27 protein-coding genes are annotated in these 25,663 nt (G+C 62.1%); 14 read left to right on the top strand and 13 right to left on the bottom strand.

The features are described 5' to 3' along the window. Positions 1–26: 26 nt before the first annotated feature. Positions 27–1,166 (top strand): acyl-CoA dehydrogenase family protein, encoded by a 1,140-nt coding sequence (locus ACQE3M_RS12390; RefSeq protein WP_430505938.1) that lies wholly within the window; start codon positions 27–29, stop codon positions 1,164–1,166. A 59-nt stretch (positions 1,167–1,225) separates the two neighbouring features. Here the strand turns inward: ACQE3M_RS12390 and ACQE3M_RS12385 are convergent, their stop codons facing one another. Continuing rightward, the gene (locus ACQE3M_RS12385; protein ID WP_430505936.1) at positions 1,226–2,200 is read right to left on the bottom strand and encodes a transcriptional regulator TbsP domain-containing protein; all 975 of its coding nucleotides are present in this window, start codon (positions 2,198–2,200) and stop codon (positions 1,226–1,228) included. 104 nt (positions 2,201–2,304) lie between these two features. On the opposite strand from ACQE3M_RS12385, the gene ACQE3M_RS12380 reads away from it, so the two are divergent. The 7 genes from ACQE3M_RS12380 (at position 2,305) to ACQE3M_RS12350 (ending at position 11,439) form a co-directional block, all read left to right on the top strand. Then, entirely contained in the window at positions 2,305–3,120 is an 816-nt protein-coding gene (locus tag ACQE3M_RS12380; RefSeq protein ID WP_430505935.1) for an aldo/keto reductase, read from the top strand. A gap of 65 nt (positions 3,121–3,185) precedes the next feature. Continuing rightward, on the top strand, positions 3,186–3,896 hold the full coding sequence (locus ACQE3M_RS12375; RefSeq protein ID WP_430505934.1) for a peroxidase-related enzyme: 711 nt from the start codon (positions 3,186–3,188) through the stop codon (positions 3,894–3,896). A 27-nt stretch (positions 3,897–3,923) separates the two neighbouring features. Further along, positions 3,924–4,436, top strand: a complete 513-nt coding sequence (locus tag ACQE3M_RS12370) for a hypothetical protein (RefSeq protein WP_430505933.1) — start codon at positions 3,924–3,926, stop codon at positions 4,434–4,436. After that, a complete protein-coding gene (locus ACQE3M_RS12365) occupies positions 4,433–5,488 on the top strand; it encodes a tyrosine-type recombinase/integrase (protein WP_430505932.1) in 1,056 nt (351 codons plus the stop codon). Before ACQE3M_RS12370 ends, ACQE3M_RS12365 begins: the two co-directional genes overlap by 4 nt. 861 nt (positions 5,489–6,349) lie before the next feature. Beyond that, positions 6,350–6,820 carry a hypothetical protein gene (locus ACQE3M_RS12360; protein WP_430505931.1) on the top strand — a complete coding sequence of 157 codons (471 nt, stop codon included), beginning with the start codon at positions 6,350–6,352 and terminating at the stop codon, positions 6,818–6,820. 314 nt (positions 6,821–7,134) lie between these two features. Beyond that, positions 7,135–11,001 carry an Eco57I restriction-modification methylase domain-containing protein gene (locus ACQE3M_RS12355; protein WP_430505930.1) on the top strand — a complete coding sequence of 1,289 codons (3,867 nt, stop codon included), beginning with the start codon at positions 7,135–7,137 and terminating at the stop codon, positions 10,999–11,001. Positions 11,002–11,289: 288 nt separating this feature from the next. Continuing rightward, positions 11,290–11,439: a DUF7557 family protein gene (locus tag ACQE3M_RS12350; RefSeq protein WP_430505929.1), complete on the top strand. Its 150-nt coding sequence runs from the start codon at positions 11,290–11,292 to the stop codon at positions 11,437–11,439. 27 nt (positions 11,440–11,466) lie between these two features. Here ACQE3M_RS12350 and ACQE3M_RS12345 read toward each other — a convergent pair whose 3' ends face one another. Together ACQE3M_RS12345 and ACQE3M_RS12340 are read right to left on the bottom strand one after the other, a co-directional pair. Continuing rightward, positions 11,467–11,916 (bottom strand): DUF5799 family protein, encoded by a 450-nt coding sequence (locus tag ACQE3M_RS12345; protein WP_430505928.1) that lies wholly within the window; start codon positions 11,914–11,916, stop codon positions 11,467–11,469. 71 nt (positions 11,917–11,987) lie between these two features. Further along, positions 11,988–12,791, bottom strand: coding sequence for an enoyl-CoA hydratase/isomerase family protein (locus ACQE3M_RS12340; protein WP_430505927.1), 804 nt, complete (start codon positions 12,789–12,791; stop codon positions 11,988–11,990). A gap of 128 nt (positions 12,792–12,919) precedes the next feature. Here ACQE3M_RS12340 and ACQE3M_RS12335 point away from each other — a divergent pair, with 128 nt between their 5' ends. Further along, positions 12,920–13,405 carry a halocyanin domain-containing protein gene (locus ACQE3M_RS12335; protein WP_430505926.1) on the top strand — a complete coding sequence of 162 codons (486 nt, stop codon included), beginning with the start codon at positions 12,920–12,922 and terminating at the stop codon, positions 13,403–13,405. Positions 13,406–13,489: 84 nt separating this feature from the next. Here ACQE3M_RS12335 and ACQE3M_RS12330 read toward each other — a convergent pair whose 3' ends face one another. From ACQE3M_RS12330 to ACQE3M_RS12310, 5 genes are all read right to left on the bottom strand, one after another. Next, positions 13,490–14,554 carry a mandelate racemase/muconate lactonizing enzyme family protein gene (locus ACQE3M_RS12330; protein ID WP_430505925.1) on the bottom strand — a complete coding sequence of 355 codons (1,065 nt, stop codon included), beginning with the start codon at positions 14,552–14,554 and terminating at the stop codon, positions 13,490–13,492. Further along, positions 14,551–15,480 carry a 1,4-dihydroxy-2-naphthoate polyprenyltransferase gene (locus tag ACQE3M_RS12325; RefSeq protein WP_430505924.1) on the bottom strand — a complete coding sequence of 310 codons (930 nt, stop codon included), beginning with the start codon at positions 15,478–15,480 and terminating at the stop codon, positions 14,551–14,553. The genes ACQE3M_RS12330 and ACQE3M_RS12325 overlap by 4 nt, the downstream gene beginning before the upstream one ends. A 90-nt stretch (positions 15,481–15,570) precedes the next feature. Beyond that, complete coding sequence (locus ACQE3M_RS12320; protein WP_430505923.1) at positions 15,571–15,957, bottom strand: FAS1-like dehydratase domain-containing protein; 387 nt, start codon at positions 15,955–15,957, stop codon at positions 15,571–15,573. A 124-nt stretch (positions 15,958–16,081) separates the two neighbouring features. Beyond that, positions 16,082–16,993, bottom strand: a complete 912-nt coding sequence (locus ACQE3M_RS12315) for a 1,4-dihydroxy-2-naphthoyl-CoA synthase (RefSeq protein WP_430505922.1) — start codon at positions 16,991–16,993, stop codon at positions 16,082–16,084. Positions 16,994–17,063: 70 nt separating this feature from the next. Beyond that, positions 17,064–17,237 (bottom strand): hypothetical protein, encoded by a 174-nt coding sequence (locus ACQE3M_RS12310; RefSeq protein ID WP_430505921.1) that lies wholly within the window; start codon positions 17,235–17,237, stop codon positions 17,064–17,066. Positions 17,238–17,329: 92 nt separating this feature from the next. Between ACQE3M_RS12310 and kynU the strand changes: the two genes are divergently transcribed. After that, entirely contained in the window at positions 17,330–18,754 is a 1,425-nt protein-coding gene (kynU, locus tag ACQE3M_RS12305; RefSeq protein WP_430505920.1) for a kynureninase, read from the top strand. Here the strand turns inward: kynU and ACQE3M_RS12300 are convergent, their stop codons facing one another. After that, a complete protein-coding gene (locus ACQE3M_RS12300) occupies positions 18,755–19,165 on the bottom strand; it encodes a hypothetical protein (protein WP_430505919.1) in 411 nt (136 codons plus the stop codon). It abuts the gene before it with no gap. 94 nt (positions 19,166–19,259) lie between these two features. Then, positions 19,260–19,931 (bottom strand): haloacid dehalogenase type II, encoded by a 672-nt coding sequence (locus tag ACQE3M_RS12295; RefSeq protein WP_430505918.1) that lies wholly within the window; start codon positions 19,929–19,931, stop codon positions 19,260–19,262. A gap of 144 nt (positions 19,932–20,075) precedes the next feature. Here ACQE3M_RS12295 and ACQE3M_RS12290 point away from each other — a divergent pair, with 144 nt between their 5' ends. Then, the gene (locus ACQE3M_RS12290) at positions 20,076–20,690 is read left to right on the top strand and encodes a hypothetical protein (RefSeq protein WP_430505917.1); all 615 of its coding nucleotides are present in this window, start codon (positions 20,076–20,078) and stop codon (positions 20,688–20,690) included. 71 nt (positions 20,691–20,761) lie between these two features. On the opposite strand, the gene ACQE3M_RS12285 is transcribed toward ACQE3M_RS12290, so the two are convergent. After that, entirely contained in the window at positions 20,762–21,241 is a 480-nt protein-coding gene (locus ACQE3M_RS12285; protein ID WP_430505916.1) for a cupin domain-containing protein, read from the bottom strand. Positions 21,242–21,308: 67 nt separating this feature from the next. Continuing rightward, on the bottom strand, positions 21,309–21,722 hold the full coding sequence (locus ACQE3M_RS12280) for a glutaredoxin family protein (protein WP_430505915.1): 414 nt from the start codon (positions 21,720–21,722) through the stop codon (positions 21,309–21,311). A gap of 140 nt (positions 21,723–21,862) precedes the next feature. Between ACQE3M_RS12280 and ACQE3M_RS12275 the strand changes: the two genes are divergently transcribed. Continuing rightward, a complete protein-coding gene (locus ACQE3M_RS12275; protein WP_430505914.1) occupies positions 21,863–22,069 on the top strand; it encodes a heavy-metal-associated domain-containing protein in 207 nt (68 codons plus the stop codon). Between the two features lie 140 nt (positions 22,070–22,209). Further along, the gene (locus ACQE3M_RS12270) at positions 22,210–22,788 is read left to right on the top strand and encodes an NAD(P)/FAD-dependent oxidoreductase (protein ID WP_430505913.1); all 579 of its coding nucleotides are present in this window, start codon (positions 22,210–22,212) and stop codon (positions 22,786–22,788) included. 18 nt (positions 22,789–22,806) lie between these two features. Here the strand turns inward: ACQE3M_RS12270 and ACQE3M_RS12265 are convergent, their stop codons facing one another. Further along, positions 22,807–23,640 (bottom strand): TrmB family transcriptional regulator, encoded by an 834-nt coding sequence (locus tag ACQE3M_RS12265; protein ID WP_430505912.1) that lies wholly within the window; start codon positions 23,638–23,640, stop codon positions 22,807–22,809. Between the two features lie 394 nt (positions 23,641–24,034). Between ACQE3M_RS12265 and ACQE3M_RS12260 the strand changes: the two genes are divergently transcribed. After that, positions 24,035–25,534 carry an FAD-binding protein gene (locus ACQE3M_RS12260; protein WP_430505911.1) on the top strand — a complete coding sequence of 500 codons (1,500 nt, stop codon included), beginning with the start codon at positions 24,035–24,037 and terminating at the stop codon, positions 25,532–25,534. The last annotated feature ends 129 nt before the right edge of the window (positions 25,535–25,663 follow it).

Genomic DNA, 25,663 nt, shown 5'->3' with positions numbered 1-25,663 from the left:
ATGCCACCGCTGGCCAAGTTCGGCGTATGGACTTCGACCTGCCCGCGGAGCACGCGATGATACGCGACACCGTCCGCGAGTTCTGCGAGGAGGAGATCGAACCGATCGCGCAGGAGATCGAGGACGAGCACCGGTTCCCGGAGGAGGTCTTCGCGGAGCTCGGCGACCTCGACATGATGGGCGTCCCAGTCAGCGAGGCGTACGGCGGCCTGGGCGGCGACCAGCTGATGTACGCGCTCGTGACCGAGGAGCTCGGCCGCGTCTCCGGGGGTATCGGCCTCTCGTACGCTGCCCACGTCTCCCTGGGATCCAAGCCGATCGAGCTGTTCGGCACAGACGAGCAGAAGGAGGAGTGGCTCCGCCCGCTCGCGGAGGGCGAGGGCATGGGCGCGTGGGCGCTGACCGAACCCGGCAGCGGCTCCGACGCCTCCGACATGGACACGATGGCGGTGAAGGACGGCGACGAGTACGTCCTGAACGGTACGAAGCAGTTCATCACCAACGCCAGCGTCGCGAACTCCGTGCTGGTCAAGGCCGTCACGGACCCCGAGGCGGGCTACGATGGCATCTCGACGTTCATCGTCGACCCCGAGGACGACGGCTTCGAGATCACGACCGTCTGGGACAAGATGGGCCTGAACTCCTCCCCGACGTGTGAGATCCAGCTCGACGACGTCCGGATCCCGGAGGACCGACTCCTCGGGGAGGAGGGCGAGGGCTGGGAGCAGACGATGAAGACGCTCGACGGCGGCCGGGTCTCCATCGCCGCGCTCTCCGTCGGGCTCGCGCAGGGGGCCTACGAAGCCGCGAAGGACTACGCCGGCGAGCGCGAGCAGTTCGGCCAGCCGATCGCGAAGTTCGACGCGATCCGGGACAAGGTGGTCGACATGCACCGGAAGACGGAGCGCGCGCGCCTGCTCACCCACAAGGCCGCGACCGAGTACGACAAGGGCGAGAGCGTCACCCGTGAGTCGGCGCTCGCGAAGCTCGACGCCTCCGAGGCGGCCCGCGAGGTCGCCGAAGACGCCGTCCAGGTGCTCGGCGGCTATGGCTACACCGAGGACTTCTCGCCGCAGCGCTTCTACCGCGACGCCAAGCTCATGGAGATCGGCGAGGGCACCTCCGAGATCCAGCACGTCGTGCTCGGCCAGCAGCTGGGCCTGTAGCTCGGCCAGTTCATATCGCCGCTGTCCCCAGTCGGCGCTTTCCTCACTCGTCGCTTTCCTCACTCGTCGCTTTCCGTTCGTAGCTCGCGGACCAGCTCCGGTATCGTCGCCAGCGGCGCCGTGTCGAGCTCGTCGACGCCGACTTCGAGACGTTGGCGTGGGCGACCGCGCGGCTGCGGCACGCTGGCGGTTTCGAGGAGCCCGTCGGCCTCCAGTTCGGCCTTCACCGTCGAGAGCGTCGAGGGGCTGGCGAGGCCGCAGTCCTCGCTCGCGCGCCGGAGGTCGTAGTTGACGACGCCGTGACGGGCGCCGACCAGGTACGCCCGAACGAGCTGGTCGCAGGGGTCGTGCCGACGGACTGTCGCCGACGCGTCGAGCAGGGCGAGCAGGTCGCGCGCGACCGCCGGCGAACAGCGCTCCGCGAACGCCCGATACAGCGCCCCTCTGGACGGGGTTCGAAGCCGATACGCCTCCGCCCCGGCGACGTGGTCGCGATACAGCTCCCCACCTTCCCGGTCGTCTCGAGTCGTCGACCGCTCCGACCCCGACACGTTGCCGACGGGGATCCACCCCCTGCCGGCGTCGACGACCGCGACCGGCTGGTCGTCAACGACCACGAGGGCGTTCGGTTGGGGGGCTTCGAGCACCGAGAGCGAGAGTCGATCCGCCTCCTGCAAGCCGCTTCCCCGGCACCGCGCGTGGAAGTCGTCGAAGACCGCGTCGAGGACCCGCTTCCGGGCCAGCACGGCGAGTTGCGGAACGTCATCACCTGTGGAATCCTCGTCGGGGCAGTTCACGTCCGTGGCGCGGTCACGTTCGCCCCCGGCACCTGCGCTGGCCGCTTCGGGCGCATCGGGCGCATCGGCCGCTTCGGGCGGCCGCTCCCCTCGCTCCAGCGCGCCGGGAACCGCGGCGGCCCAGGTGTCGAGTAGCGAGTCGAGGAGGGCAGGGTCGGGGTCGACGGCGAGGACGCGACCGGCGTCCGCGAACGAGAGCCGGCCGTCGACGGTCGCAAGCGAGGGGGCGGCCGACATAGTTGCGAGGCGCCCGCCCGAGATAATAAACCTTCGCTGCGAGCGTCGGCCGTGCGTCTCGCCGGCTCGCGGAGCCTTTTAAGTACAGCGACGAAAGGGGAGGTATGACCGACCTCGACCTCCCGCTCGGACTCGGGACCTCCGGCAACGACGACCACGAGGAATGTGCCGCGACTGTCGCCGAGGCGCTCGAACTCGGCTATCGCCACGTCGACACCGCGCAGATGTACGACAACGAGGCCGCGGTCGGCGAGGGCCTCGAACGAGCCTTCTCGGACCCCAACGTCGACGTCGAGCGCGAGGACGTCGTCGTCGCGACGAAGGTCCACCCCGACAACCTCGCCCCCGATGACGTCCGCGAGACGACCGAGGCGAGCCTGGACCGGCTCGGCCTCGACTACGTCGACCTGCTGTACGTTCACTGGCCGACCTCGGCGTACGAACCGGAGGCGACGCTGCCCGTCTTCGACGACCTGGCTGAGGACGGCCTCACCCGGTACGTCGGCGTCTCGAACTTCACCCCCACCCTCCTTCGCGAGGCACGCGAGATCCTCGACACGCCCATCGCGGCCCACCAGGTGGAGTGCCACCCGCTGTTCCAGCAGGACGACCTCCGCGCGCTGGCCGCGGACGACGGTCACCACCTCGTCGGCTACTCGCCGCTCGGGCAGGGCGACGTCCTCGACAACGACGTCCTCGTGGACGTCGCCGAGCGCAACGACGCCACGCCCGCCCAGGTCGCGCTGGCGTGGGAGCTCGCCCGCGGCGTGACGCCCATCCCGAAGGGGACGGGCGAGCACGTCGCGGAGAACTACGAGGCGGTCGACCTCGACCTTCCCGAGTCGGATTTAAAAGCGATCGACGAGATCGGGGCGGAAGAACGCCTCGTCGACCCGGACGCCGCGGCCTGGAACCAGTAACGAGGCGGCGAGGCGCTTTCCGCGTTCAGTGTACGCTTTTAAATCCTCGCGGGGAAGCGGGGCGTATGACCGACGAGACCAGCAACAGCGACCAGTCCGCCGAGAGCGACCAGTCCGCCGACAGCGACCAGCCCGCCGACGGCGACCAGACCGCCGACAGCGACGACACCGACACCCAGTCGACGCCGACGCTCGCGGCCGACGCACAGCGCAACTTCCCGGTGCCGGCCTTCGGGGACCTCCCGGAGGATCTCCAGGAGCGGATCGCGCAGGAGGCCGAGGAGGCCGGCTTCACGCCGAACGTCTTCGCGGCGCTGGCGTACAAGCCGTCGCAGTTCCGGGCGTTCGTCGCGTTCCACGACGCGCTCGTCGACGACACGCCACTCGACCGCATCGAGGTCGAGATGATCGTCGTCGCGGTCTCCGGCGTCAATCACTGCCTCTACTGTAACGTCGCGCACGGGGCACTCTGCCGGATCTACGGCGACGACCCACAGCTGGCCGAGCAGCTCATCTCGAACTACCGAACGGCGGATATCAGCGACAAGCGCCGCGAGATGCTCGACGTCGCCGTCAAGCTGACCGAGTCGCCGGCGACGGTCACGGGCGAGGACCTCGACCGCCTGTACGAGGCCGGGTACAGCGAGGAGGAGGTGTGGGACATCGGCGCGGTCGCCTCGTTCTTCAACCTCTCCAACCGGATGGCCACGTTTGCCGACTGGCGCCCCAACGACGAGTTCTATACTCTTGGACGTGGAGGTCCTACACAGGATTGATAGGGCTTCACACACAAGGGATTGACCATGTCAAAAGACGCCCAAGTCAATATCTACCTCGAACGTGAGCAGAAGCAAAGATGGGACGAATACAAAGAGAAATCGAAAGAAGTCGGCTCAATGGCCGAGCTGATACGTTCAGCCGTTGAACTCTATATCGAAACTGACGGAGGTCGCGATTCGGTAGGAGAAGGATTAGCTGGTGAAGTTGATCTCGGAGGTGTAGAGACAGAGCTAAGAGGTCTCCAGAATCGACTTGATGATCTTGAAACCAGCGTTGAGACTGTCCGTCGTGAAGTGGAATCAGATCGAATTGATTCGAGTCTACAACAGGCTGTATATCAGTCAATTCCGAAAGCTTCCGATCTCGATGATGGGGAACGTGGAGCGATGGCTGGTGAAGTAGCGAAGTCAGTTGACGGTGACCAGTCCGACGTGGCGAGGGCCCTGGAAATATTGGATGAAACGACTCCCGACGTCCAATCTCGAGTTTTTGAGGAGAGAGGAAACCGTCTGAGGTACTACTGGAGGCGATCATGATGGAGCTTGATCACGAAGAACTTCTCAATGCCTATGCTAACCATATCGAAGGTACAAATCTTTCCGAGTCTACTGTCACCAGATACCGGACGAACACAAGGCAGTATCTCGAATGGGTTGAAGAACTGTCTAACGAGACTTCGGAAGTCGACGGTGTATTTGATGTGAATCCGGAGACTCTTGAAACACATTTGAAACAGATGGTAAAGGATGGATACGCTCCGCAGTCTATCAAGCTTCGCCGGGCATCGGTGAAGTCGTTTTATGAGGTGTGTCAAAAGCTTGTCAACGATCAGACTGTGTCAGTATTAGCTGACCTTGATGACGGAGTGATTGAAGGTATCGATGATGATCCTATCGAACAACTCGATACTTCCCAAATCGATCTAAACAGCAGTAAGCGCGAAAATGAGGTCGGGGATGAAGCTCCGCCCCACATCACACCAGAAGAGAAAGAAAAATTGGTCGAGAATGTACCTCAACCTCGAACTCGAAATGCGTTGATGATTAGGTTACTCTGGCAAACAGGTCTAAGAGCGCACGAGGCCTGTAATATCGAACTCGAAGACGTCGACCGCCGGGAAAGAAAAATAACGGTTCGCTCTCAGAAGACGGAATCTACACGCAATGTCTGGTATCAGTCCTCTATTGAGAATCTGATGGATCTATGGATCGAGGTAAAACGTCCCGGTTTCAGGAACGCTGAGGATTCCTCCTATCTGTTCGTGACGGAAAGGTCTGACAAGATCATGCCAGATGGACTCAATAAAATGGTGAGAAAAGCAGCTGACAAAGCTGGTATTCAAGACTCCGAATATACTGACCAGATGGGACGAACGAAGCATAAAGTGCATGCACACGTCCTGCGCCATAGCTTCGCTGTTCAGGCTCTCCGTAATGGTTGGAACCTCGAGTATATTCGACAGGCAATGGGCCATGAAGAGCTGGATACGACTCGCGTTTTCCTTGATGCTCTTGATGCCGACCTCAGAAAAGCGTTCACAGAAATGGGACCAGGAACTGAGAAACGGAGCAAGTTGAAGCACGACTGATTATGATCAACAGGTATAGAAATATCATTTCCGAAACATTTATAACCCTGGGGACATAAGCAACTATGTGGACGCAAAGGTGGGTTCCCAAACCGACTGACCCTCCACGTTTTCCGGGCTGTCAGGCGGTCCATGGCCTCGACGGTTCCGGTCCCCGACCACCGATTTGGTCGGTAGGCAAACACGTCGCAAGTCGCATTCGATCTGGATACGCCGGTTGTAACGACCGGTGTGGATGAAGGAGAATATACCTGACACCACGATAGGTGGCTGTGAAGCCATAGGGTCCTCCTATCACTCTATACCCGATGGTCGGGGACTGGGACCTACGAAGGGTCGCTGCCCACAGGTAAGCTATTCATGGTCTGTGGGGCCTACGTCGGTAACGTCGTAGGTGTGTAGGGCGTCACGTCCTGATCTCCAGTGGCAACATTGCTCTGAATGTCGCCCAAAGATAGGACGTGATTTGTCCCCGACCTAACCAGGTTGGGTCGAACACGATACCAATTCTGGGGAACCTCCCGACCCGTATTCCGGGTCGGATAGATTGTCGCAGTGGTGTCGTGTTCGACAGGCCTTGGCTCGGGAAGTTCTGAAGGAAGGTGATTATCAATATTCCGTGGTGCTCAGACACGAGTTTTCGAGGAGGGTACCATAGCGAGGTGTCTGTCGCAATCTCGTTCTGTAGCACTTACTGAGTGGCGTCAGTAGGACAGACGCGGGATATTGGTGAGTATACATCGAGGTATCCCCACCAGACACCTCGTTGTGTAACCCTCCTCAGATTTTGAGATTGGATTGCCTCAACTCGTCTAGGAGAACGAACCAAGGTTTATTTGACATGACTGCTAATAATTTATCATGAGTGCCGACGACAGAGAAACCAACACGTCCACACCTCATCTTACCACGGGCCCAGTTGACCTCGGGAACCGTGAGTATCTCGATCTACGATTGTCAGAACTCCGCGAAAAATATGCACATAGTGAATTGTCGGGGCTAAGCAAGGAAAGACTGAGAGAGGAGGAGAAAAACTTGATTAGGGATTTCATTTTGCTTGAAGGCCAGTTCCCTCACTCGGATTATATTGGTAATGATAGTGAGTATTTCCAGCGGATCCAAATGGGAGATGACTACCGAGGTCTCTCAACGCTTACGACTGAGCAAAAACAACGGATTGTTGATAGCAAGGAAGATTGCTATCGAAATCTTGACAGAGCACTTTCCGAAGCCCTCGAGAAGGAAGAAAAAAGAGGCTCTATAACACGTTTCGGAAAATGGTTGAATGAATTTATAGATAACTTAACTCCGCTCTTCGTGATTAAGTGGTGATTCTGAGGTCTACTTTCAGGTTCCCACCAGAGTATGGACTGATTTTATCGCTTTAGAGAGCACAAATCTAACGCTCTGAGTCTACCCATATGGTTGTTTCCGAATATAGGCTATAACCCGGATTGTGCGTGTTTTAATTCGTCTCGTTGGCCTTTGTCGTATATGAGGAGAGCAGTTTTCCGGTGTCAACTTTAGTGAAATTTTGTTCATCACCCCCGCCATTGACGACCAAAGTGTGAAAATGTCATATAAAAAAGAAGGCAGGAAGGACTACATTGAAGGCACGCTCTGGTCAAAGGGTGGCTATCTAACTCATGTCTACCAAGGGAATACAAACCGAATTCGATTTCTCCGAGTTCGAGACTGAAGTATCAGTCGAGGATGAAAACCGAATAATCGAAACGGTTGCGGATAGCATAGAGCAACTCCGGGACCAAATCGACGACGACACACTGGAGGAGATATTTCGATCGGATGCGGGTCGATATACGATGCGAGCTGATTTTACCCGCGATCAGCTCGACCCGGAGCCATTAACCAAGAGCCGAGTAATCGAACCCATTCTCGAGTCCCTGGGATACGACGACTATGGATACGAAGCCGGTGGGTTCTCTGATGAGCGAGGAGAGCAGGCAGACTATGCTGTCTCGCTCAGAAATGTTGATGGGATAGATTCGAGTCGTTTACTGATCGAAGCGGAGCCAGTCAACAAAGTACTGGAAGACCGCGGTCATGGTATAGACCAAGTAAAGAGTTGGCTTAGTCAGAGAGAATTTCAATCTGACTTTGGATTTGCAACTGACGGTATTCGGTGGGTCTTCGTCCGTTACGATCCGGACTCATACTCGCACAATATCATCGAGCGGGTCGATTTGCGCCCTATATTCCTTACCTTGTTCGAGAATGCTACAGCGGTAAACCCGGAGGCTCCCGCCTCTATCGTAACAGATGATCAACGTAAACTCATCTCGAAGCTAGTTCGCACATTCAACTATCGAAATCTGGTCTCCATTGTTGGTGATGCGCCAACTGTACTCGATGAGAAGAAGGAAGCAATAACTGAGGAATTTTATGAGGACTATATCCAGATAGTATTCGGAGTTTCAGAGGAAAGTGACGAGCGACGTGCTCGGAGTCTCATTGGTGAAGGTGGTATTGATTCACCCGATGAGGCGAATGGGGACGATGTGCGATTGTTTGCTGTGGAGCTGATGAATCGCTTAATCTTCGTTAAATTCCTCGAAGACAAGCGTATTGTACGGCCAGATTTACTTGACACATTGGTAGAAACTTACGAAGAAGGTGTCTATACTCAGTCATTCTATAGGTCTTTCCTCGATCCGCTATTCTATGATGTATTCAATGAGAAGCCAGAACGTGATCCGCAAATCGAAAGTATCGATGTTTTCTCTGAGATTCCGTACCTAAATGGCGGTCTGTTTCGCCCAGAACTTAACGGATCATCGACAATAAATGAACGTAAATTCGATGTCAGTGATAGTGTTCTTGAATCGATCATCGATCTGCTCGAACGATATCGTTTCTCCACGGATGGAGGGCCAACCGATATAGACCCGAGTGTACTAGGTAGTGTCTTCGAGAAAACGATCAACTACTTATCGACCGATCCAGGGGATCAGAATAAGGAACTCGGTGCATATTATACTCCAAGTGAAATAACGCGTTTCTGTGCTGAAGAAACTGTTAGACCGGCTCTTTTAGACCGTTTCAAAACGGTACTGCAGGAGAAACGCGACTGGCCAGAAGCCGAACTCAGACAATATGAAAGCCTATATGAACTAATTGACGGCGTACCTGGCTCTGGTGATTTGATCACCTTATTACTTTCCGAGATTGACGAATTCTACGTCATCGATCCGAGTATGGGTAGTGGTCACTTCCTGACCTCTGTAGTCGAAGAAATCGTCAACATACGTCAGTCACTCTACGTCCGTCAGGAGCCAGAAGACTATCCGAGTCGTCACCGCTTAAAAAAGAGTACTATTCAAAACAATATTTATGGCGTGGATATCATGGAGCCGGCTGTCGAAATTGGAAAACTCAGACTCTGGCTATCTATCATTTCCGAGCTCCGTGAGGAAGACAGTGATGAACTCGATCTCGAGGAAATAGCGCTTCCAAATATCGGATTCAATGTTCAACAAGGGAATAGTCTAATCGGATACGTTGATTTCCCCGAGGAGACAAAAGAAGGAAATCAGACCTTTGAGAGGTTCAACGAAAACAGTGTTCGAGATCGGTACAACGAAATCATTGATCAGATCGAACTATATGAGGACAGTTCAGCGTTTCCGGAGAAGGCCGAAAAACACCGCAAGAAAGCAAAGAACCTACAAGAAAAGTATCGAAAATCGTTAGATAAGGACTTCCTTCAGGAATTCCAAGCTGCTGTGAGCGATGCGACTGAAGCCGATCTTTCTGATCAACGTCCCTTCCATTGGATGCTTGAATTCCCGTCAGTTTATGCAGACGGTGGGTTTGATGTTATCGTTGGAAACCCTCCATGGGACGTCATTTCCTCAAATCGAGAGGAATTCTTCTCTCGGTATGACGAACAATTCCGTTCCTATGGGCCTGACGAGAAAACCCAGGTAGAAACGGAATTACTTGAACAGGACTCTATCTCCGAGGATTACGAGAGATATCAGAGAAACTTCGAATTGAGAGCTGAATACTTTAACAACAGCCCTGATTACCGACTCCAAAGCTCGATAGTTGCGGGCAACACGATGTCACGTGAAAATGATCTATCTGTACTGTTTTTAGAACGAATTTTCTCTCTCACTCGTAAAGACGGATATGTCGCTCAAATTCTACCTGGATTCATTTTCAATGGTGGTGCGACGAAGAATCTGCGTATGCATCTTCTGGAGAACACTTCTATGGAGCGGTTGGTCATGTTGGAAAACAACGGCATCTTCCCTGGGCTCCACAGGCAGGCCAAATTCGGAGTAATCGTTTTCCGGAATTCCGGCTCGACAGACCAACTCAAAGGTAAGTTTGTTCGAGGGGATACTGAAATCTTCAAATCGATTAATACTGAGGCTGTTACCATTCCTGATGATGTTCTGGAACAGTTTTCTCCTGAAGCTCGGAGCTTTCCCTATGTGGAATCAGAGAAACAAATTGATATACTTCGGAAGGTCATACAATATCCCCCAATAAGCGATGAGAATAACAGTTGGTATGTACACCCATACCGCGAGCTGGACGTCTCTAAAGACGCAGATCGGTACATCGAGGACCCTTCAGAAGGAGATTATCCAATCTATGGTGGAAGCAATATGTATCAATATACCTACACTACCGATTTCATCGAAGGTGTTGATCCAATCGATATGTGGGGTATTAGTGAAGAAAAAGATCCGGACAGAAGTGCGAAACATAGAATACGGGAAAAGACATTCCGCTCAAGGGATCCGATGGTCGGCCCCAAGAAAGCTATATACAATAAATTCGAGGGGACTGGATCACAGAAAGGATTTGTAAATGATTTGTTAAATGAACATCGTGGCGAACCTCTCTCACTTGAAGATGTGAAGCTTGACTGTACGGAATATCGCCTCGGGTTCCGGAAGATAACTCAATCCACGAATGAGCGAACAATTGTTACTGCTGCTGTTCCCAAGGGAGTTGTTTGCCACGAATCGCTTACTACTATTCGACCCTACAAAATTGATCCTACCGAAGACGATCTCTCGGAGTCACCGCTTCACGGTATCTACGAACGTATCTTCAGTGATGAAGAACTCTTCGTTGCTCTTGGCCTGTTGAACAGTCTTCCTTTTGACTACTTGATGCGAACCAAGACGGAAGAGAACGTTGTGATCTATAAGTTGGTAGAAGCACAAGCGCCTCATCTCACTGAAGGTGATGACTGGTTTGAGTTCATCTGGCGTCGTTCAGCGCGTTTGAACTGCTACGGAGAACCGTTCAAGGAAATGCGTGAGCGATTGGATGATATTGAACCTGAAACTGATGAGGAAAAGCGGATCGAATTACAAGCAGAAATCGACGCAGCTTCGTTCCATGCATACGGTCTGGACCATGATGAAACGGAGTTCGTACTTAATGACTTCTACCAAGTTCAGAATCCACGTATGATGACTGACGATTACTTCGATATGGTGTTGGACAAGTACGATGAATTGGACGATTGAATAAGTCCTGGAAGCCTCTCTCGGGGCATACATGGGTTACAAGACGGTCGTATTGGGAGATGCCCAATTCATTCGACCTAACTGTGAGCTATGTCTGCCCGGATATTAACGGATCCTGACACCCACTGGGATGTACACACGGATCCGGGCTGGGGTCGTCTCTGAAAACTACACAGTTATTACAAACGAAAGAGTTTACAACGACGAGTTCTACGACCTCGGACGATAGCGACGGAAACCGGGGGTCCCGCCACGACGCTTTTATCGGATGACCGCGAAACCCGAGACATGCCCCAGATCCATCTGGACGACGATACTATCGAGCGGCTCGACGAGCTCCGCGTCGAGAACGAGGACTACGACGAGATCGTCTCCGAGCTTATCAATATCTACGAGGCGGAGGAGCTGACGATGTTCCACAGCGGCGACATCGAATAATAACGCGATCCGCGGCGCTGTGAGCGCTTACTCCTGGTAGGCGACGCGGACCTGCTCCCACTTCCCCTTCGATTCGAGGTGTTGCTGGAGCTGGTCGGCGTACTCCTGGACGAGCTGCTCGGCCGCCTGGAGCTCCTCCTGATCGACCTCGTCGCCGCCGCCACCGCCGAGCCCGAGCGCGTCCTTGAGACTGTCGAGAACGCCGCTGGAGCCGCCGGAGTTTCCGCCTGCCGCGCCGCCCATCGCGGCCATCTGCTCGCGCATGTCCCCCAGCTCGGGCATGATCTGCGGGAGGTTCGACGTGTCGGCGACGATCCGGGCTTCGTCCGGGTCGGTGGCGTTCTCGATGTCGAACTCGGTGGCCGTCATGATCAGCCCCCACTCCTGGCTGCTGAACCGTGAGGCCGCTACCTGCTCGTTGAACTCCTGATCGACGGCCATGCGCTCGCCGACGATGGCGTCAGTCCAATCGCTCATGGGCGCACGTAGGCCAACTGGTCTCAAGAGGGTTGCGCTCAGGGGGCACGAGGCCCGGCCGGTTCGTGGCGTCAGCGCCCCTCGAACTCCGGCTCCCGCTTCTCGCGGAAGGCCTCGACGCCCTCGGCGTGGTCGGCCGAGTCGAAGATGGCCGCCTGCGCGCCGGCCTCGTTCTCGATGGCCGCCTGGAGGGTCGCGTCCGGCCCCAGTCGCATGAGCCGTTTCGACGTGCGAAGCGCCGCCGAAGGCCCCTCGGCGATCGTCGCGATCAGCGCCTCAGCCTCCTCCTCGAACTCGTCGTCGGGATACACGTGATTGGCCAGTCCCAGGTCGACGGCGCGCTTACCCTCCACCTGCTCACCCGTGAACACGAGCTCGCGGGCGACGTTGTCGCCGACGAGCTGCGGGAGCAGGTAGGAGGTGCCCGAGTCGACCGCGAGCCCGACGTTCCGGAAGCCGAATCCGATCGTCGCCGACTCGCTCATGAGCTGCACGTCGCAGGCGATGGCGAGGTTCCCGCCCGCGCCGAACGCCGGCCCGTCAACCTTCGCGATCGTCGGGAACTCACACTTCGCGACGCGGGCGATGGCCCGCCCGGTCTCCTGGATGATGTGCCGGACGGAGTCGTCGAGCGCGACGTCCGACTCCTGCCGCTCGATCATCGCCTCCACGTCGCCGCCGGCACAGAAGGCCGGCCCTTCCCCCTCGATGACGACCGCGCCAACGTTCGTCCCCTCGAGCGCGTCCACGGCGTCCATGATCCCGGTCGAGGTCGCCACGCTCAGGGCGTTTCGCCGCTCCGGCGTCGTCAGAACGATCCGCGCAACGTCGCCGTCGTGCTCCAGGCGCACCGCGTCCGTGTCGAGGTCTGGCATGCCACACCGTTCCGGAACGCGTCACATAATCCTTTGCGGACCAGCAATCGAGGGCGAAGTCGGGGGAATTCGCGGGGGAATTCGCCCCGGAGCGATTCGTTTTCACCGTTCCAGCACCGAAGGCGGTCATGGACCGACCGGCCGCAGTCCCGACCCGGCGCACGCGACGAGAGTTCCTCGGCGGCGCCGCGGGGGTCGCTCTCGGGCTCGGGACGGCGGGTTGCGTGGGTGACGACAAGGAGCAACGCATCGAATCGGAGACGTACGGCGACTGGTTCGAGAACGTCGAGAACTTCGACGGAACGGACGACTGGACGGACCAGGACGCCATCCTCGTCGCCGTCGGCGGCGCAGGTGGCCTCGCGTTCGACCCGGCGGCCGTCCGCGTCGAACCCGGCACGACGATCATCTGGGAGTGGAGCGGCCGCGGCGGCAGCCACAGCGTCGTCGAGGAGAACGGCGCCTTCGCGAGCGAGCTCTACAGCGAGTCCGGCAAGCGGTTCGAGTACACCTTCCAGGAACCGGGTGTCTACCGGTACTACTGTGAGCGACACCGTGCGACGGGCATGCGCGGCGCCGTCCAGGTGGTCGACGAGGGATCGAACAACACCTGAACGACCGGGACGCCACCCTTCTGGACCGCACCTGACCTTTTTCGAGGACCTCTAACGGTCCACGGCTCAGATCTCCGAACTGTCTCAGCGAACGTCGTCGAAAGCCGCCCCAGCGATGCCGGGCCCCTCCGGCACGTCGATCGACCCTTCCTCGATCGGCGCGGGGTCGGGTGCGAGGTCGCTCGCGAGCACGTCGCCGGTCGCGAGCCCGCAAGCTCGAACGTCCGGGATGGCCGCGGCGACGTGGACCGCTGCCGTGCGCGCGACGACGGCGTCGATCGTCGTCGTCACGACCGGTTCGACGCCGGCCTCGCGTGCGGTCCGGGCCGCCGCCACGGCCCTGTCGGGACCGCCGAGCGCCATCGGTTTCAGCACCAGGACATCGGCCGCGTCCGCGTCGAGGACCGTCTCGACGTCGACTTCGGCGAGCGTCTCGTCGAGCGCGACGTCGACGCCGCTCTCCGCCCGGAGCGTCGCGTGCCCTGCAAGGTCGTCGGCGGCGAGGGGTTGCTCCACGTAGGCGACGTCCAGAGCCTCGAACTCGGAAAGTGCTCGGCGGGCGGTCTCCCGACCCCAGGCGCCGTTGGCGTCGGCCCGCACACGGACACTCTCGCCGACCGCGTCCCGGACCGCCCGGAGTCGCTCGACGTCCGCCTCGAGGGCTCTGGCGCCGACCTTCACTTTCACCGTGCGGTACCCCGATTCGACAGCCGAGCGGGCGGCCTCGGCCGTCGCCGTCGCGGCGTCGTCTCCGACCGTCGCGTTCACCGGCACCGTCTCGGCGGGCTCGGGGAATCCCGCCTCGCTCGCGAGGGTCGTCGACAGCGGAACGCCGTCGGCTCTCGCGGTCGCGTCCAGCAGTGCCAGCGCGCCGCCGTGGCGAGCAGCGGGCGCGTCGCTCGCCGGGATTGCGGAGTTGGGGTTCGCTCCAGCGACCGCCGTCCCGGAGTTCCGCTCCTCGAGCGCGGCCCGACACGCCGACAGCGACTCGGTCCAGCCGGGAAGCGGGGTCGCCTCGCCGACTCCCCGCGCCGGCACGTCGTCGGTCTCGGGGTCGAGCCGCACGACGAACCCCTCGCGCTCCGTGATCTCGCCGCGAGCCGTTTCGAGCGGCCGCGCGAGCGGCAGCGAGAACTCGGTTACCTTCATGCGGCCAGCCCGATGGCGAACAGGAGCGCGTACGCCGCGAGCAGCTTCCCGGTCCGCTCGAGGGCTGGGTTCAGCGCCTCGCCGCTGGTGTGTCCGAGAACCGTGTGTGCGACCTTCGTCGCCAGCGGCAGCGTGAGTAGCGGGAGCAGCACGAACGGCCCGTGCTCGCCGGCGAGGAACCACGCGGGTGTCACGTACGCCAGGAGGAGGAGCGCGAGGAACTGGACCCGGGAGAACGCGTAGCCGAACCGGACCGCGAGCGTCCGCTTGCCGGTTTCGGCGTCCTCCTCGCGGTCGCGGACGTTGTTGACGACGAGGATGTTCGTCGAGATAGCGGCGATGGGGAGGCTCGCGACGAACGCCGCGAACGTGACCGTCCCGGGCGGGACGCCCATCGGGAACCCGCTCGCGAGGTGGGCGGCCGCCTGCACGTAGTAGGTACCCATCACGGCGACGACGCCGAAGAAGACGAAGACGAAGAGGTCGCCGAGGCCGTGGTAGCCGAGAGGGTACGGTCCGCCGGTGTAGGCGACGCCCGCGGCGACGGAGACGAGGCCGACGACGAGGATAGGGAGGCCGCCGACGGCGACGAGGTAGGTCCCGACGAGGATAGCCGCGGCGAAGGTGAGGATCATCGCGCGCTTCACCTCGTCGGCCTCGATGATCCCGGACGCCGTCACGCGGGTAAACCCCTCGCGGGATTCCGTGTCGGCGCCCTGGATCGCGTCGTAGTAGTCGTTCGCGAAGTTGGTCCCGATCTGGATCAGCGCGGCCCCCACGAACGCCGCCAGCGCGGGCAGCGGCGCGAACACGCCGTCGTTGACGGCGAGGCCGACGCCGACGATAACGGGTGCGGCCGCGGCCGGGAGCGTCTGCGGCCGCGCGGCCATGATCCACGCGCGGCGTCGCGACACCTGTTCGGTCATTGGTGACGCTTCGGCTGTCGGGTTCCTGAAGGTTACCATCGTGGGTCGTCGCGGCGACGCGGCGTCGCCGTCGCGCCGTGGTCGCTCCGGTCAGTCCTCCTTCCAGACGACGCCCTCGACGTCGGCCGTCAGCACCGCCTCGCCGGACTCGTTCTCGCAGACGGCGTCGCCGGCGACGTCGTACCGGTCCTCGCGCTCGACGACGTCCGTCGCCGTCGACCTGCAGGTGATGCGCTCGCCCGTGTAGACGGGCTGGTGGAACTGGAGGTTCATCGTGTGCGCCATCATCCCCTGGTCGGCGCCGAGCTTCGTCGGCATCGTGGCGGTCAGCAGCCCCTGCACCATCACCCGCCCGTCCTCGTCGGGTTCCGTGTGGCGGGCCTGGTCGTCGCCGGATAGCTCGCCGAACTCCTCGACGTCCTCGACCGTGAACGTGCGCTCGTACGTCGCCGTCTCGCCTTCCGTTGGCGGTTGCATGAAAGGGTCGTACTGGTCACCGGCGGCGAGGAAAATAAAACGGGGTCCCTCACAGCCGTCGGGTGCGGTCCTGCAGCTCCGTCGAGTGCGGTCGTGGCCCACCGTCGAGGGCGGTCGCGCCGAGTTAGTAGTGCCAGGGGAACTCGCGGAAGTTCGGCTCTCGGCCCTCGAGGAAGGCGTCACGGCCCTCCTGGGCCTCCTCGGTCATGTACGCGAGCCGCGTCGCCTCGCCGGCGAACACCTGCTGGCCGACCATCCCGTCGTCGGTCATGTTGAACGCGTACTTGAGCATGCGCATCGCCGTTGGGCTCTTCTTCGTCATCTCGTCGGCCCACTCCAGCGCGACCTCCTCCAGCTCCTCGTGGGGGATACCCTCGTTCACCATACCCATGTCCTCGGCCTCCGCGGCCGAGTAGGTCTTCCCGCGGAAGAACACCTCGCGGGCCTTCTTCTGGCCGATCTGCTTCGCGAGGTAGGCGGAGCCGAACCCGCCGTCGAAGGAGCCGACGTCCGGGTCCGTCTGGAGGAACTTCGCGTGCTCCTCGCTGGCGAGCGTGAGGTCGCAGACGACGTGCAGCGAGTGGCCGCCGCCGACGGCCCAGCCGGGGACGACGGCGACGACGGGCTTCGGCATGAACCGGATGAGCCGCTGGACCTCGAGGATGTGGAGGCGACCTGCCTGCGCCTCCTTCACGAGCTCCGAGTCCTCCTCGCCCGCCTCGTCCTCCGCCTGGTACTCGTATCCGGAGCTGCCGCGGACGGACTGGTCGCCGCCGGCGCAGAACGCCCAGCCGCCATCCTTCGGCGACGGGCCGTTGCCGGTGAGCAGCACGCAGCCGACGTCGGCCTGCTTGCGTGCGTGGTCGAGCGCAGCGTAGAGCTCGTCGACCGTCCCCGGACGGAACGCGTTCCGGAGCTCCGGACGGTCGAAGGCGATCCGGACGACCGGCACGTCGACCCCGCGGTGGTAGGTGATGTCCTCGAACTCGTCGGTCACCTGCTCCCACGCGTCGGGGTCGAAGATCTCCGAGACCATACCCTACACTGACCCAGCGAGCTTATAAATGGCCCCGAGTTCGGTCGCCGGCCTTCGACTTGCTTGCCCCCTACTCCTCGGCTTCCTCGACCGCTTCGCGGAGCGGGTCGAGCTGGGATTCGATGAGCGACAGTGTTGCGTCAGCGTCGGCGTACCCCTGGTCGTACTCGCTCAGTGCCTCGTCGGTGGCCGCGAGGAACGCCTCCGCGGCGACGAGCAGCTCCTCGTCGTCTTCGTCGGTCATACGACCATCTGCGTGGTCCGGCGACTTATAAGCAGGCGACCGGAGGTAGCCGCCGTCGGTAGCTCTTTGGTCCCGCAGGTCGGCGCGAACGTATGGACGACTCGACGCCGCCGACCCGGCCCGAGACGGATCCCTACGCCGGAGCCCGGGATCCCGGTCCCGACGCCGCCGCGACGGCCCGCGATCTGGACGACGCCGACCCGCTGTCCTCGTTCGCCGACCGGTTTCACGTTCCGGAGGGAACCCTCTACGCCGACGGCAACTCGCTCGGCCCCGCCTCGGACGCGGCCCTCGCCAGCCTCGACCGCGTCGTCGACGAGTGGCGCGACCAGCTGATAGAGGGCTGGACCGATGCCGACCCGCCGTGGTTCGGGATCGGCGAGCGCCTCGGCGACCGCCTCGCACCGCTCGTGGGCGCCGAGGAGTCCGAGGTCGTCATCGGCAACTCGATAACGGTGAACATCCACACCCTGGTTGGGACCTTCCTCGACGAGCTCCTCGCCGGCAACGGGGCTGAAGTCGAGGGGTACAAGGCTGCCGACAGCGAGTTCTCACCCGCCGCGACTGGAGACGGCGACGACACGGATACTGCTCCCGCGGTCCTCGTCAACGAACTGGACTTCCCCTCCGACCACTACGCGATCCGCGCGCAGCTCCGGCAACGCGGCATCGACCCCGAGCGGAAGCTCCGCGTCGTCGAGAGCCGCGACGGCCGAACGATTCACCCGGCCGACGTCGAGGCCGCGCTCGAGGAGCACGACGACGTGGGCATCGTCTTCATGCCGACCGCGCTCTACCGGAGCGGCCACCTGTTCGACGTCGAGCGGATCGCGAGCGCGGCCCACGCCAACGGCGCCTACGTCGGGTTCGACGCGGCGCACACGGTCGGCGCCGTGCCGCACCGTTTCTCCGAGGTCGGCGTCGACTTCGCGGTCTGGTGCTCTTATAAATACCTGAACGCGGGACCGGGCGCGGTGGCGGGGCTGTACGTAAACGAGCGCCATCACGGGCTGACGCCCGCGCTCGCCGGCTGGTGGGGCCACGAGAAGGCGACCCAGTTCGAGATGAACCTGACGTACACGGCGGCGGCGTCGGCCGGCGCCTGGCAGATCGGGACGCCGCCGATGCTCGCGGCCGCGCCGCTGGAGGGCGCGCTGGACGTCCTCGACGACGCCGGCATCGACCGCGTCCGCGCCAAGTCGCTCGCGCTGACGGACTTCCTCGTTGGACTCGTCGACGAGCGGCTGCCGGGCGTCGAGGTCGGGACCCCCCGCGACCACGACGCACGCGGCGGGCACGTCGCGCTCGAGCATCCGGAAGCCTATCGCGTGAGCCAGGCGCTGAAGGACGAGGGGGTGATCGTCGACTTCCGGCCGCCGAACGTCGTCCGGATCTGTCCCGCGCCGCTGTACACCGCCTTCGCCGAGACCCTCGCGATGGTCGAGACGCTCGAAGCGATCCTCGCGGAGGAGCGGTACGAGCGATTCCCGTCCCAGGAGGGCGGCGGCGTGACGTGATTACGGCGCGTCGATGGAGCTCGTCAGTTGCTGCTGCGTGCTGAGACCAGCCTGGAACCGGTCGAGGACCTCAGACTGGTGTTCCGGGCAGGCGAGCACGGCGACGGCGCCGTCCTGGACCGGGATCAGTGGATGACCCGGGTTGTATGGTGCCAGGTGGCAACTGGGACACCGGACACCGCCTGCGGGACGGTGGTTGAGGAGTTCGGCCGTCCCCTCGGTCGTGTATCCGCAGACGTCGGTGAACTGGGAGAGGTGGTCGTCGCAGCCGACGAGCGGGACCGTGAGCTGATCGAGGAGCAGGAACGACGGCGCGTCGCTCGCGCGGAACGCGGACTCGCAGGCCGGACACTGAACCGGTGGCCCGTCCGGCGGGTCTTCCGGTTCCGGGGAGAACTCTCCTGGCGACATACTGGTTCGAGTGGCTGCCACTCGTTTCGCCAGACGGGTAAGTTGTGGGACCGCGTTCGCGATGGCTTCCGGGCCGAGGATCTCCTCGACCGCCTCAGGGCACTTCGGCGAGAACGCCGGGGACGTCCGGAACGACGGCGTCGACGCCGGGGCCGATCCGCTCGTGGGGGTCGTGGATGCGATTGACCCAGCAGGTCTGCATGCCGGCATTGCCGGCGCCGGTGACGTCCCAGGCGTTCGTGGAGACGAGCCAGCAGTCCTCGATCGGCGTGTCGAGGCGGGCGGCGGCGTTCTCGTACACCGCGGCGGCCGGCTTGTAGGTCTCGACCTCGTCGGCGCTGATTATCGCGTCGAGGTGGTTCGACAGCCCGGCTTCGTCGGCGAGGCTCTCGAGCATCGCCGGATTGCCATTCGAGAGGACGGCGACCGTGTGCCCGGCGTCCTGCAGTTCCGCCAGCGTGTCGATGGCGCCCGGGAACGGCGACAGCGCCTCGTAGCCGGCCATGATCCGGAGTCGGGTCTCGTTGTCCGGGTCCAGGTCGTACCTGGCGAGGGTGAAATCCAGCGCGTCACGCGTCACCTGCCAGAACGGCTCGTACTCGTCCATCAGCCCAAGCTGGAAGGTGTACTCCAGCTGTTTCGTCCGCCAGGACGTGTCGAGCTGGGTCACGAGTGCCTCGGAAACCTCGAGCTCCTCCACGAGCGTGTCGACGACGACGCCGGTGTTACACAGCGTGCCGTACATGTCGAAACAGATGGCAGCCATTGCCGGCAGTGGGTCGGCAGTGGACAAAAGAATACTCGCCAGTCCGGAGCGGTCCGACCGGCGCCCGAAATTCCCGTGACAGCGCTGGTTCGATCCCTCGTTTTACCCCTGCATCTTTGAGGCTCGGTCCCCGACGGCAAGGCGATGCGTGAGGACGACCTGGCGACGTCCGTCGTCGACCACTTCGAGGCGACCGAGCCGAAAGCCGCGGTCAACCTCGAGGAGCCGTACGACCACGACGGGGTCCGCGGCGTCGCCGACGTGTACGTCCGAACGCGCACGCCCGAGGTCGTCGACTACCTCGTCGAGCTCAAGGGCGACGCCGCGGTCCGACACGCGACCGGCGCGAACGAGATCCTCCGTCAGTATCGCCGCATGGAGCGGTATTTCTACCAGGACGCCGCCCACAACATCCGGCCCAAGCTGAACCGCGACGACGTTGGGGTACACCTGCTCCTGCTGTTCGCGCCCACTCCCATCACCGTTCGCCACGTGGCGAACAACCGATCCCTGTACGGCTCCGTCGCTCCGGCAGCCAGGGTGAACAACGTCCCCGCCGCCCGCCGTGTCGCGTTCCTGGTCGGGCTCGACGGTCCCCCTGCGGACCTCGGCTTCCTCTCGATCAACGGCGACGTCGAGTTCGGCTCGGCGTCGTTCCGCCGGGCCGTCCCCGACGATTCCCGACTCGCGGAGACGATCCGGCGGATGGACGACCTCGACTTCGGACTCGGCCCCGACCCCGACTCCGCCTCCGGATAGCCACCCAACTTCCCTCGGACCGCCAGGTCGTCGCAGTCGGCTACTCGCCGGTCCCCTATCGTCGCAGTCAGCTACTCGCCGGTCCAGTAGTCGACCGTCTCGCCGACCTCGTAGTATCCCTCGATAGTCCGCTCGCCGTCGCCACCGGGTGGCGAGCCAGCGAAGACGCCGACCGTCTCGAGGTCCGGATACGCGATCACGTCCGGCTCGGTCATCGTGGAGAACAGGAGGTATCGGAGCGGTTCGTCACTATCGTTGACGACTCGGTGCGCGCCGGAGCCGTCGGCCGGGAAGGCCGCGTAGTCCCCGGCGGCGAGGTCGTGCTCGTCGCCGTCGATCCGGAGCGTCCCCTCGCCGCCCAGGACGTACAGCGCCTCCTCGTTGGCCGTGTGGTAGTGATACGGCCACGAGCGCTCGCCCGCGGGCAGCTCGTAGAGGCTACAGCCCAGCTGTTCGCCGCCCGCTGCCGCGCCGAGCTGCTTGCGCCTGAACGCCGTCTCCTCGCCCTCGACGGTCGACCAGTCGAGGTCGCGCTCGTTGACTGGAGCCATATCGGACGCTCGTCGACCGGCCTGAAAGATTTTCGGCGTGGGGACGAGGAAGCCGAAAAAGCGCGAGCTAGAACGGCGCGTCGACGCTGCCGTCGTCGGACGGGGACGTCGCGGCGCTGCCGTCGTTCGCGTCCGGGTCGGCGTTGAGTTTCTCGGCGAGCTCGCCGCGCTCGTCCAGCTCCGCGAGGACGTCGCTGCCGCCGACGAACTCGCCGTCGACGAAGGTCTGGGGGATCGTCTCCCAGCCGCTGTGCTCCTCGAGCGCCTCGCGGAAGGCGTCGAGGTTCTGGAGCGTGTCGACGGTTTCCAGGTCGGAGCGGTACTGGCCGATCAGGCCGACAGCGCGCTTCGAGTAGCCGCACTGGGGCATGCGGGCGTCGCCCTTCATGAAGAGGACGACCTCGTTGTTCTCGATCGCTTCGTCCACGCGGGCCTCGACTTCCTCGGCGTCGAGTCCCTGGTCCATCGGATCGAATGTCATGTCCGATCGTTCCGGTTCAGGAGTGATAGGCGTTGTGTCGCGGTCACGGTAGCTGCCGTGGTCCCGACGGGCGCCAAAGTGGGATCGCTGTCGACGGTTCCGCCCAAACGACCTTTGGAGCGGAGCCCGAAGGCTCCCGCATGCAACGTAAGACGATCGAGGTCAGCGGCATGTCCTGTGACGGGTGCGAGGAGAACGTCGAGAACGCGCTCGGCACGGTCGAGGGCGTCAGTCGAACCAGCGCCGACCACCAGAACGACACGGTCGAGGTCGTCATCAACGAGCACGTCTCCGACGACGACCTCGGGGCCGCCATCCGGGACGCCGGCTACGACGTCGCGTCGTAGTCGGCGACTGCGACGGTGGATTCGACCTCTTCGTGGGCGACGTCTACGCGCGATTCCCGAACACTCCGGAGTGTACCGGGAACGGTGTGCCAACGAGTACCGCACGACGTTTATTCATGTGAGGGACGTACTGGCATAACATGGCAAGCGTGACCATCATCGGTGGCGGACCGGCCGGGCTGAGTGCTGCGCTGTTCACCCAGAAGAACGGCGTCGACGCGACAGTGTTCGACACGGACGGGACGTGGATGCACAAGGCCCACCTGTTCAACTATCCGGGAATCGGCTCGCAGGACGGCTCCGCGTACATGGAGACGCTCCGGTCGCAGGTCGATAGCTTCGGCGTGGAGCGTCGGCAGGGCGAGAAGGTCACGGACGTCGAGGCGACCGACGCCGGGTTCACCGTCTCGACGGAAGACGGGGAGTACGAGTCCGACTACGTGGTGCTCGCGACCGGCGCGAACCGGGACCTCGCCGAGGCTCTCGGGTGTGACTTCGACGGCGACGTCGTCGACGTCGACGTGACGATGGAGACGAGCGTCGACGACGCGTACGCGACGGGCGCGATGGTCCGTGCCGAGGAGTGGCAGGCCGTCATCTCCGCAGGCGACGGCGCGGCCGCCGGACTCAACATCCTCACCAAGGAGAAGGGCGAGCATTTCCACGACTTCGATACGCCTGCCGACGCCGACGCGCTGTTCGGCGCAAGCGACGAGTAGCGCCCCGCGAGCGCTGCACTAGTCCTCCGACTCGCCGGCACCGTCCTGCTCCGATTCCAGGACCGACTCGTCGGCCTCGTGTTCGCCGAGCCGCCAGGTGAAGATGGTCCGGAGCACGACGACCAGGCTGTTTCGCTGCCCGCTGCCCCAGATTGCGGTTTCCTCGTGGCTGTCGGCGCCATCGTCGACGAGCGCGCTGACGAGCGCGGACCGGTCGTCGACGATCAGGAGGGTCCCGGCAGGCGTTTCGCCCCATTCCCAGAGGGTCTCGAACAGCTCCGCCGAGGGGACCTCCGACTGGATGCGCTGTTGCACCGTTTCGGAGATTCCGGCCAGGTAGATCTCCACGCCGCGCTCGTGTGCCGCCGCCAGGGCGTCGAGCTGCTCGTCGGTCAGCAGGTCGTCCGTCGTCATCAGGACGACCTTCTCGTCCGCGTCCTCCAGGAAGCCCGTGACCCGCTCCGCGACCGCGGTCTTCCCCGTGACGGTCCAGACGCCGAACTGCTCCTGGGTCGTCTCCTCGGGCCCGAGTTCTTCGAGGAGGTCGGAGATCTCGTCGATGGTTCGCTCGCGCTCGACGTTGAGCTTCCGGACGAGCGTCTCGCGGGAGACGATGGTGAACTTCTTCGGCGTCGTGTACTGTACGTCGACCAGGCCGCGCTCGTGAAGCGCGTCGACCGCGTCGTAGACCCGGGTCCGGGGAACGTCGCTGACGCGTGCGATGTCCTTGGCCGTCCCGGTCCCGAGTCGGGAGAGGCTGATCAGCGTCTGGGCCTCGTACTGTCTGAACCCGAGCCGTTCGAGGAGGTCGACCAGCTCGGTTTCGGCCGTCCCGGAGTCATCGGTCGACATGCTGTGACTCACGAGCAAGACAGTGGTAAAAGTAGGCACACCCGGGGACCGTTCGCTCTAGTAGCTTCCAGCACGGCACTTGTTCCGGATTTGAGGGCTTTCTGGGAGTGCCGAGTGGTGTTGCCCGTGAGGTTAGCCGAACTAGTTTATATATGCGACCGCTCAGCGGCTGTGACGTTCTGGGCATGCTGAGTGGTGTCGCTACCGAGAATGACTGAATCTATTTAAAAGTGCGACCGCTTCAGAGGCTGCGTTCGTTCGGGTCACTCGGTTTACGGAGGCCATCGATCCAGATATCTGACCCACGTAGATCCGACGAATAACGAACGAATCCGTCTCGACCCCCCGGATCCGATCGAACGATTCAATGTAGGAGGCCCCCTCGACACGGACAATGACCGGTTCCGAGGATTACGACATCGTCGTCGTCGGCGGTGGCATCGCGGGCTGTTTCGCCGCGGCGACGGCCGCGGACGCGGGGGCCGACGTGGTCCAACTCGAGCGGAAGTCGGCACAGCAGGCGGGACACATCGCCTGCGGCGACGCGATCAAGGCCCCGACCGACTCGAAGAAGTATCCCGGGCCGATCGACATGGAGGCGATCGCAGCCGACGACGACGTGCTTGTCGACGGCAACATCGATCAGATCGAGTGGTGGGACGAGGAGATCGGCGTCAAGAAGGTCCTCCCGTATGACGGCCACAGCAACGTCATCGACCGCTACGAGTTCGGCCAGCGCCTGATCCACCAGACGGGCGACCTGGGCGTCGAACAGCACTTCAACACCGTCGTCAACGGCGTTATCCAGGACGACCAGGTCGAGGGCGTCGAGGCCGTGCGCGAGGGCGAGCCAGTCGAGTACCACGCCGACCTGCTCATCGACGCCGGCGGCTCCCTCTCGAGCGTCATGTCGCAGGTGGACTTCGACGACCTCGCTGCCGAGCCCGAGGTCAGCTTCGAGGAGCCCCACTTCACGCAGTTCGGGTCCGCGTACCGCGAGATCCTCGAGACGCAGGAGCCGGTCGAGTACGACAACGCGCTGGTGGGCAAGCCACTCGAGGAGATGGGCTACATCTGGTACTTCCCGCGGCAGGACACCCAGATCAACGTCGGCCTCGGCTTCCAGATGATGGAGGACCCCATCGCGCTGGCCGACCGGCTGAAGGACGACCTCGAGGGTCGCCCGGAGTACGAGGGCGCGGAGTTCCACGAGGTTAACGGCGAGAAGGACAAGCTCGGCGCCGCGCTCGGGCTTCGCCGTCCGCTCGACTCGATGGTCGCCCCGGGCTACATCACGGTCGGCTGTAACGCCGGCACCACGCACCCGATCTCCGGCAAGGGGATCCGGGGCGCCGCCGTCACCGGCTACTCGGCCGGGAAGCACGGGGCGGAGGCCGTCGCCAGCGACGAGGACGACTTCATCTCGGAGGAAGACCTGTGGGCCCACAACCACTACGTCTTCGTCGAACACGGGCTCGGCACGCGGGTTGCCTCGAAGGACCCGTACAACGTCGCCGCGGCGAACGCGGGGATGGACGACGTCCGCGCGGCCGTCGCGCTCCTCCCGGAAGCGGAGATTTCCGACGTGGTCTCCTCGGAGGAGGACTCCTTCGGCATCGGCGACGCCGTCTCGCTGATCGCGGGCGTCACACGCAACGCGGTCGGACTCGCGAAAAGCGACGTGTTCGAGACGCTGGACACGACGAAGCGGGACGTCGCTGAGACGCTCGTGGACTTCGTCAAGACGCGCCGCTACGCCGACCAGCTCGAGGAGACGTACAGCAACTATCCGGACTCGCGCGAGGACTTCTTCGACTGGCAGGCCGAACGAGACGCGCTCGACGACGCGCTCAACGAGCAGCTGGGCGTTCCGGACTCGCGTCGGAAGTACTGACGCGGCCTTCGGACGAACTCCGTCGAAACTCGCCGAGCATCCTCGTCTCGAAGCCAAATACATCACCCCGTTTTACCACTGGGGTTTCGACATGTTCAATTTACAGCACGAGCGTCGAATATCTCAACC

It is taken from the genome of Halosubterraneus shenae (genome assembly GCF_050510935.1).
Lineage (GTDB): Archaea > Halobacteriota > Halobacteria > Halobacteriales > Haloferacaceae > JBDGPU01.
Note: the sequence above shows the minus strand (reverse complement) of the source record. Positions and strands in the feature narration are given on the sequence as shown.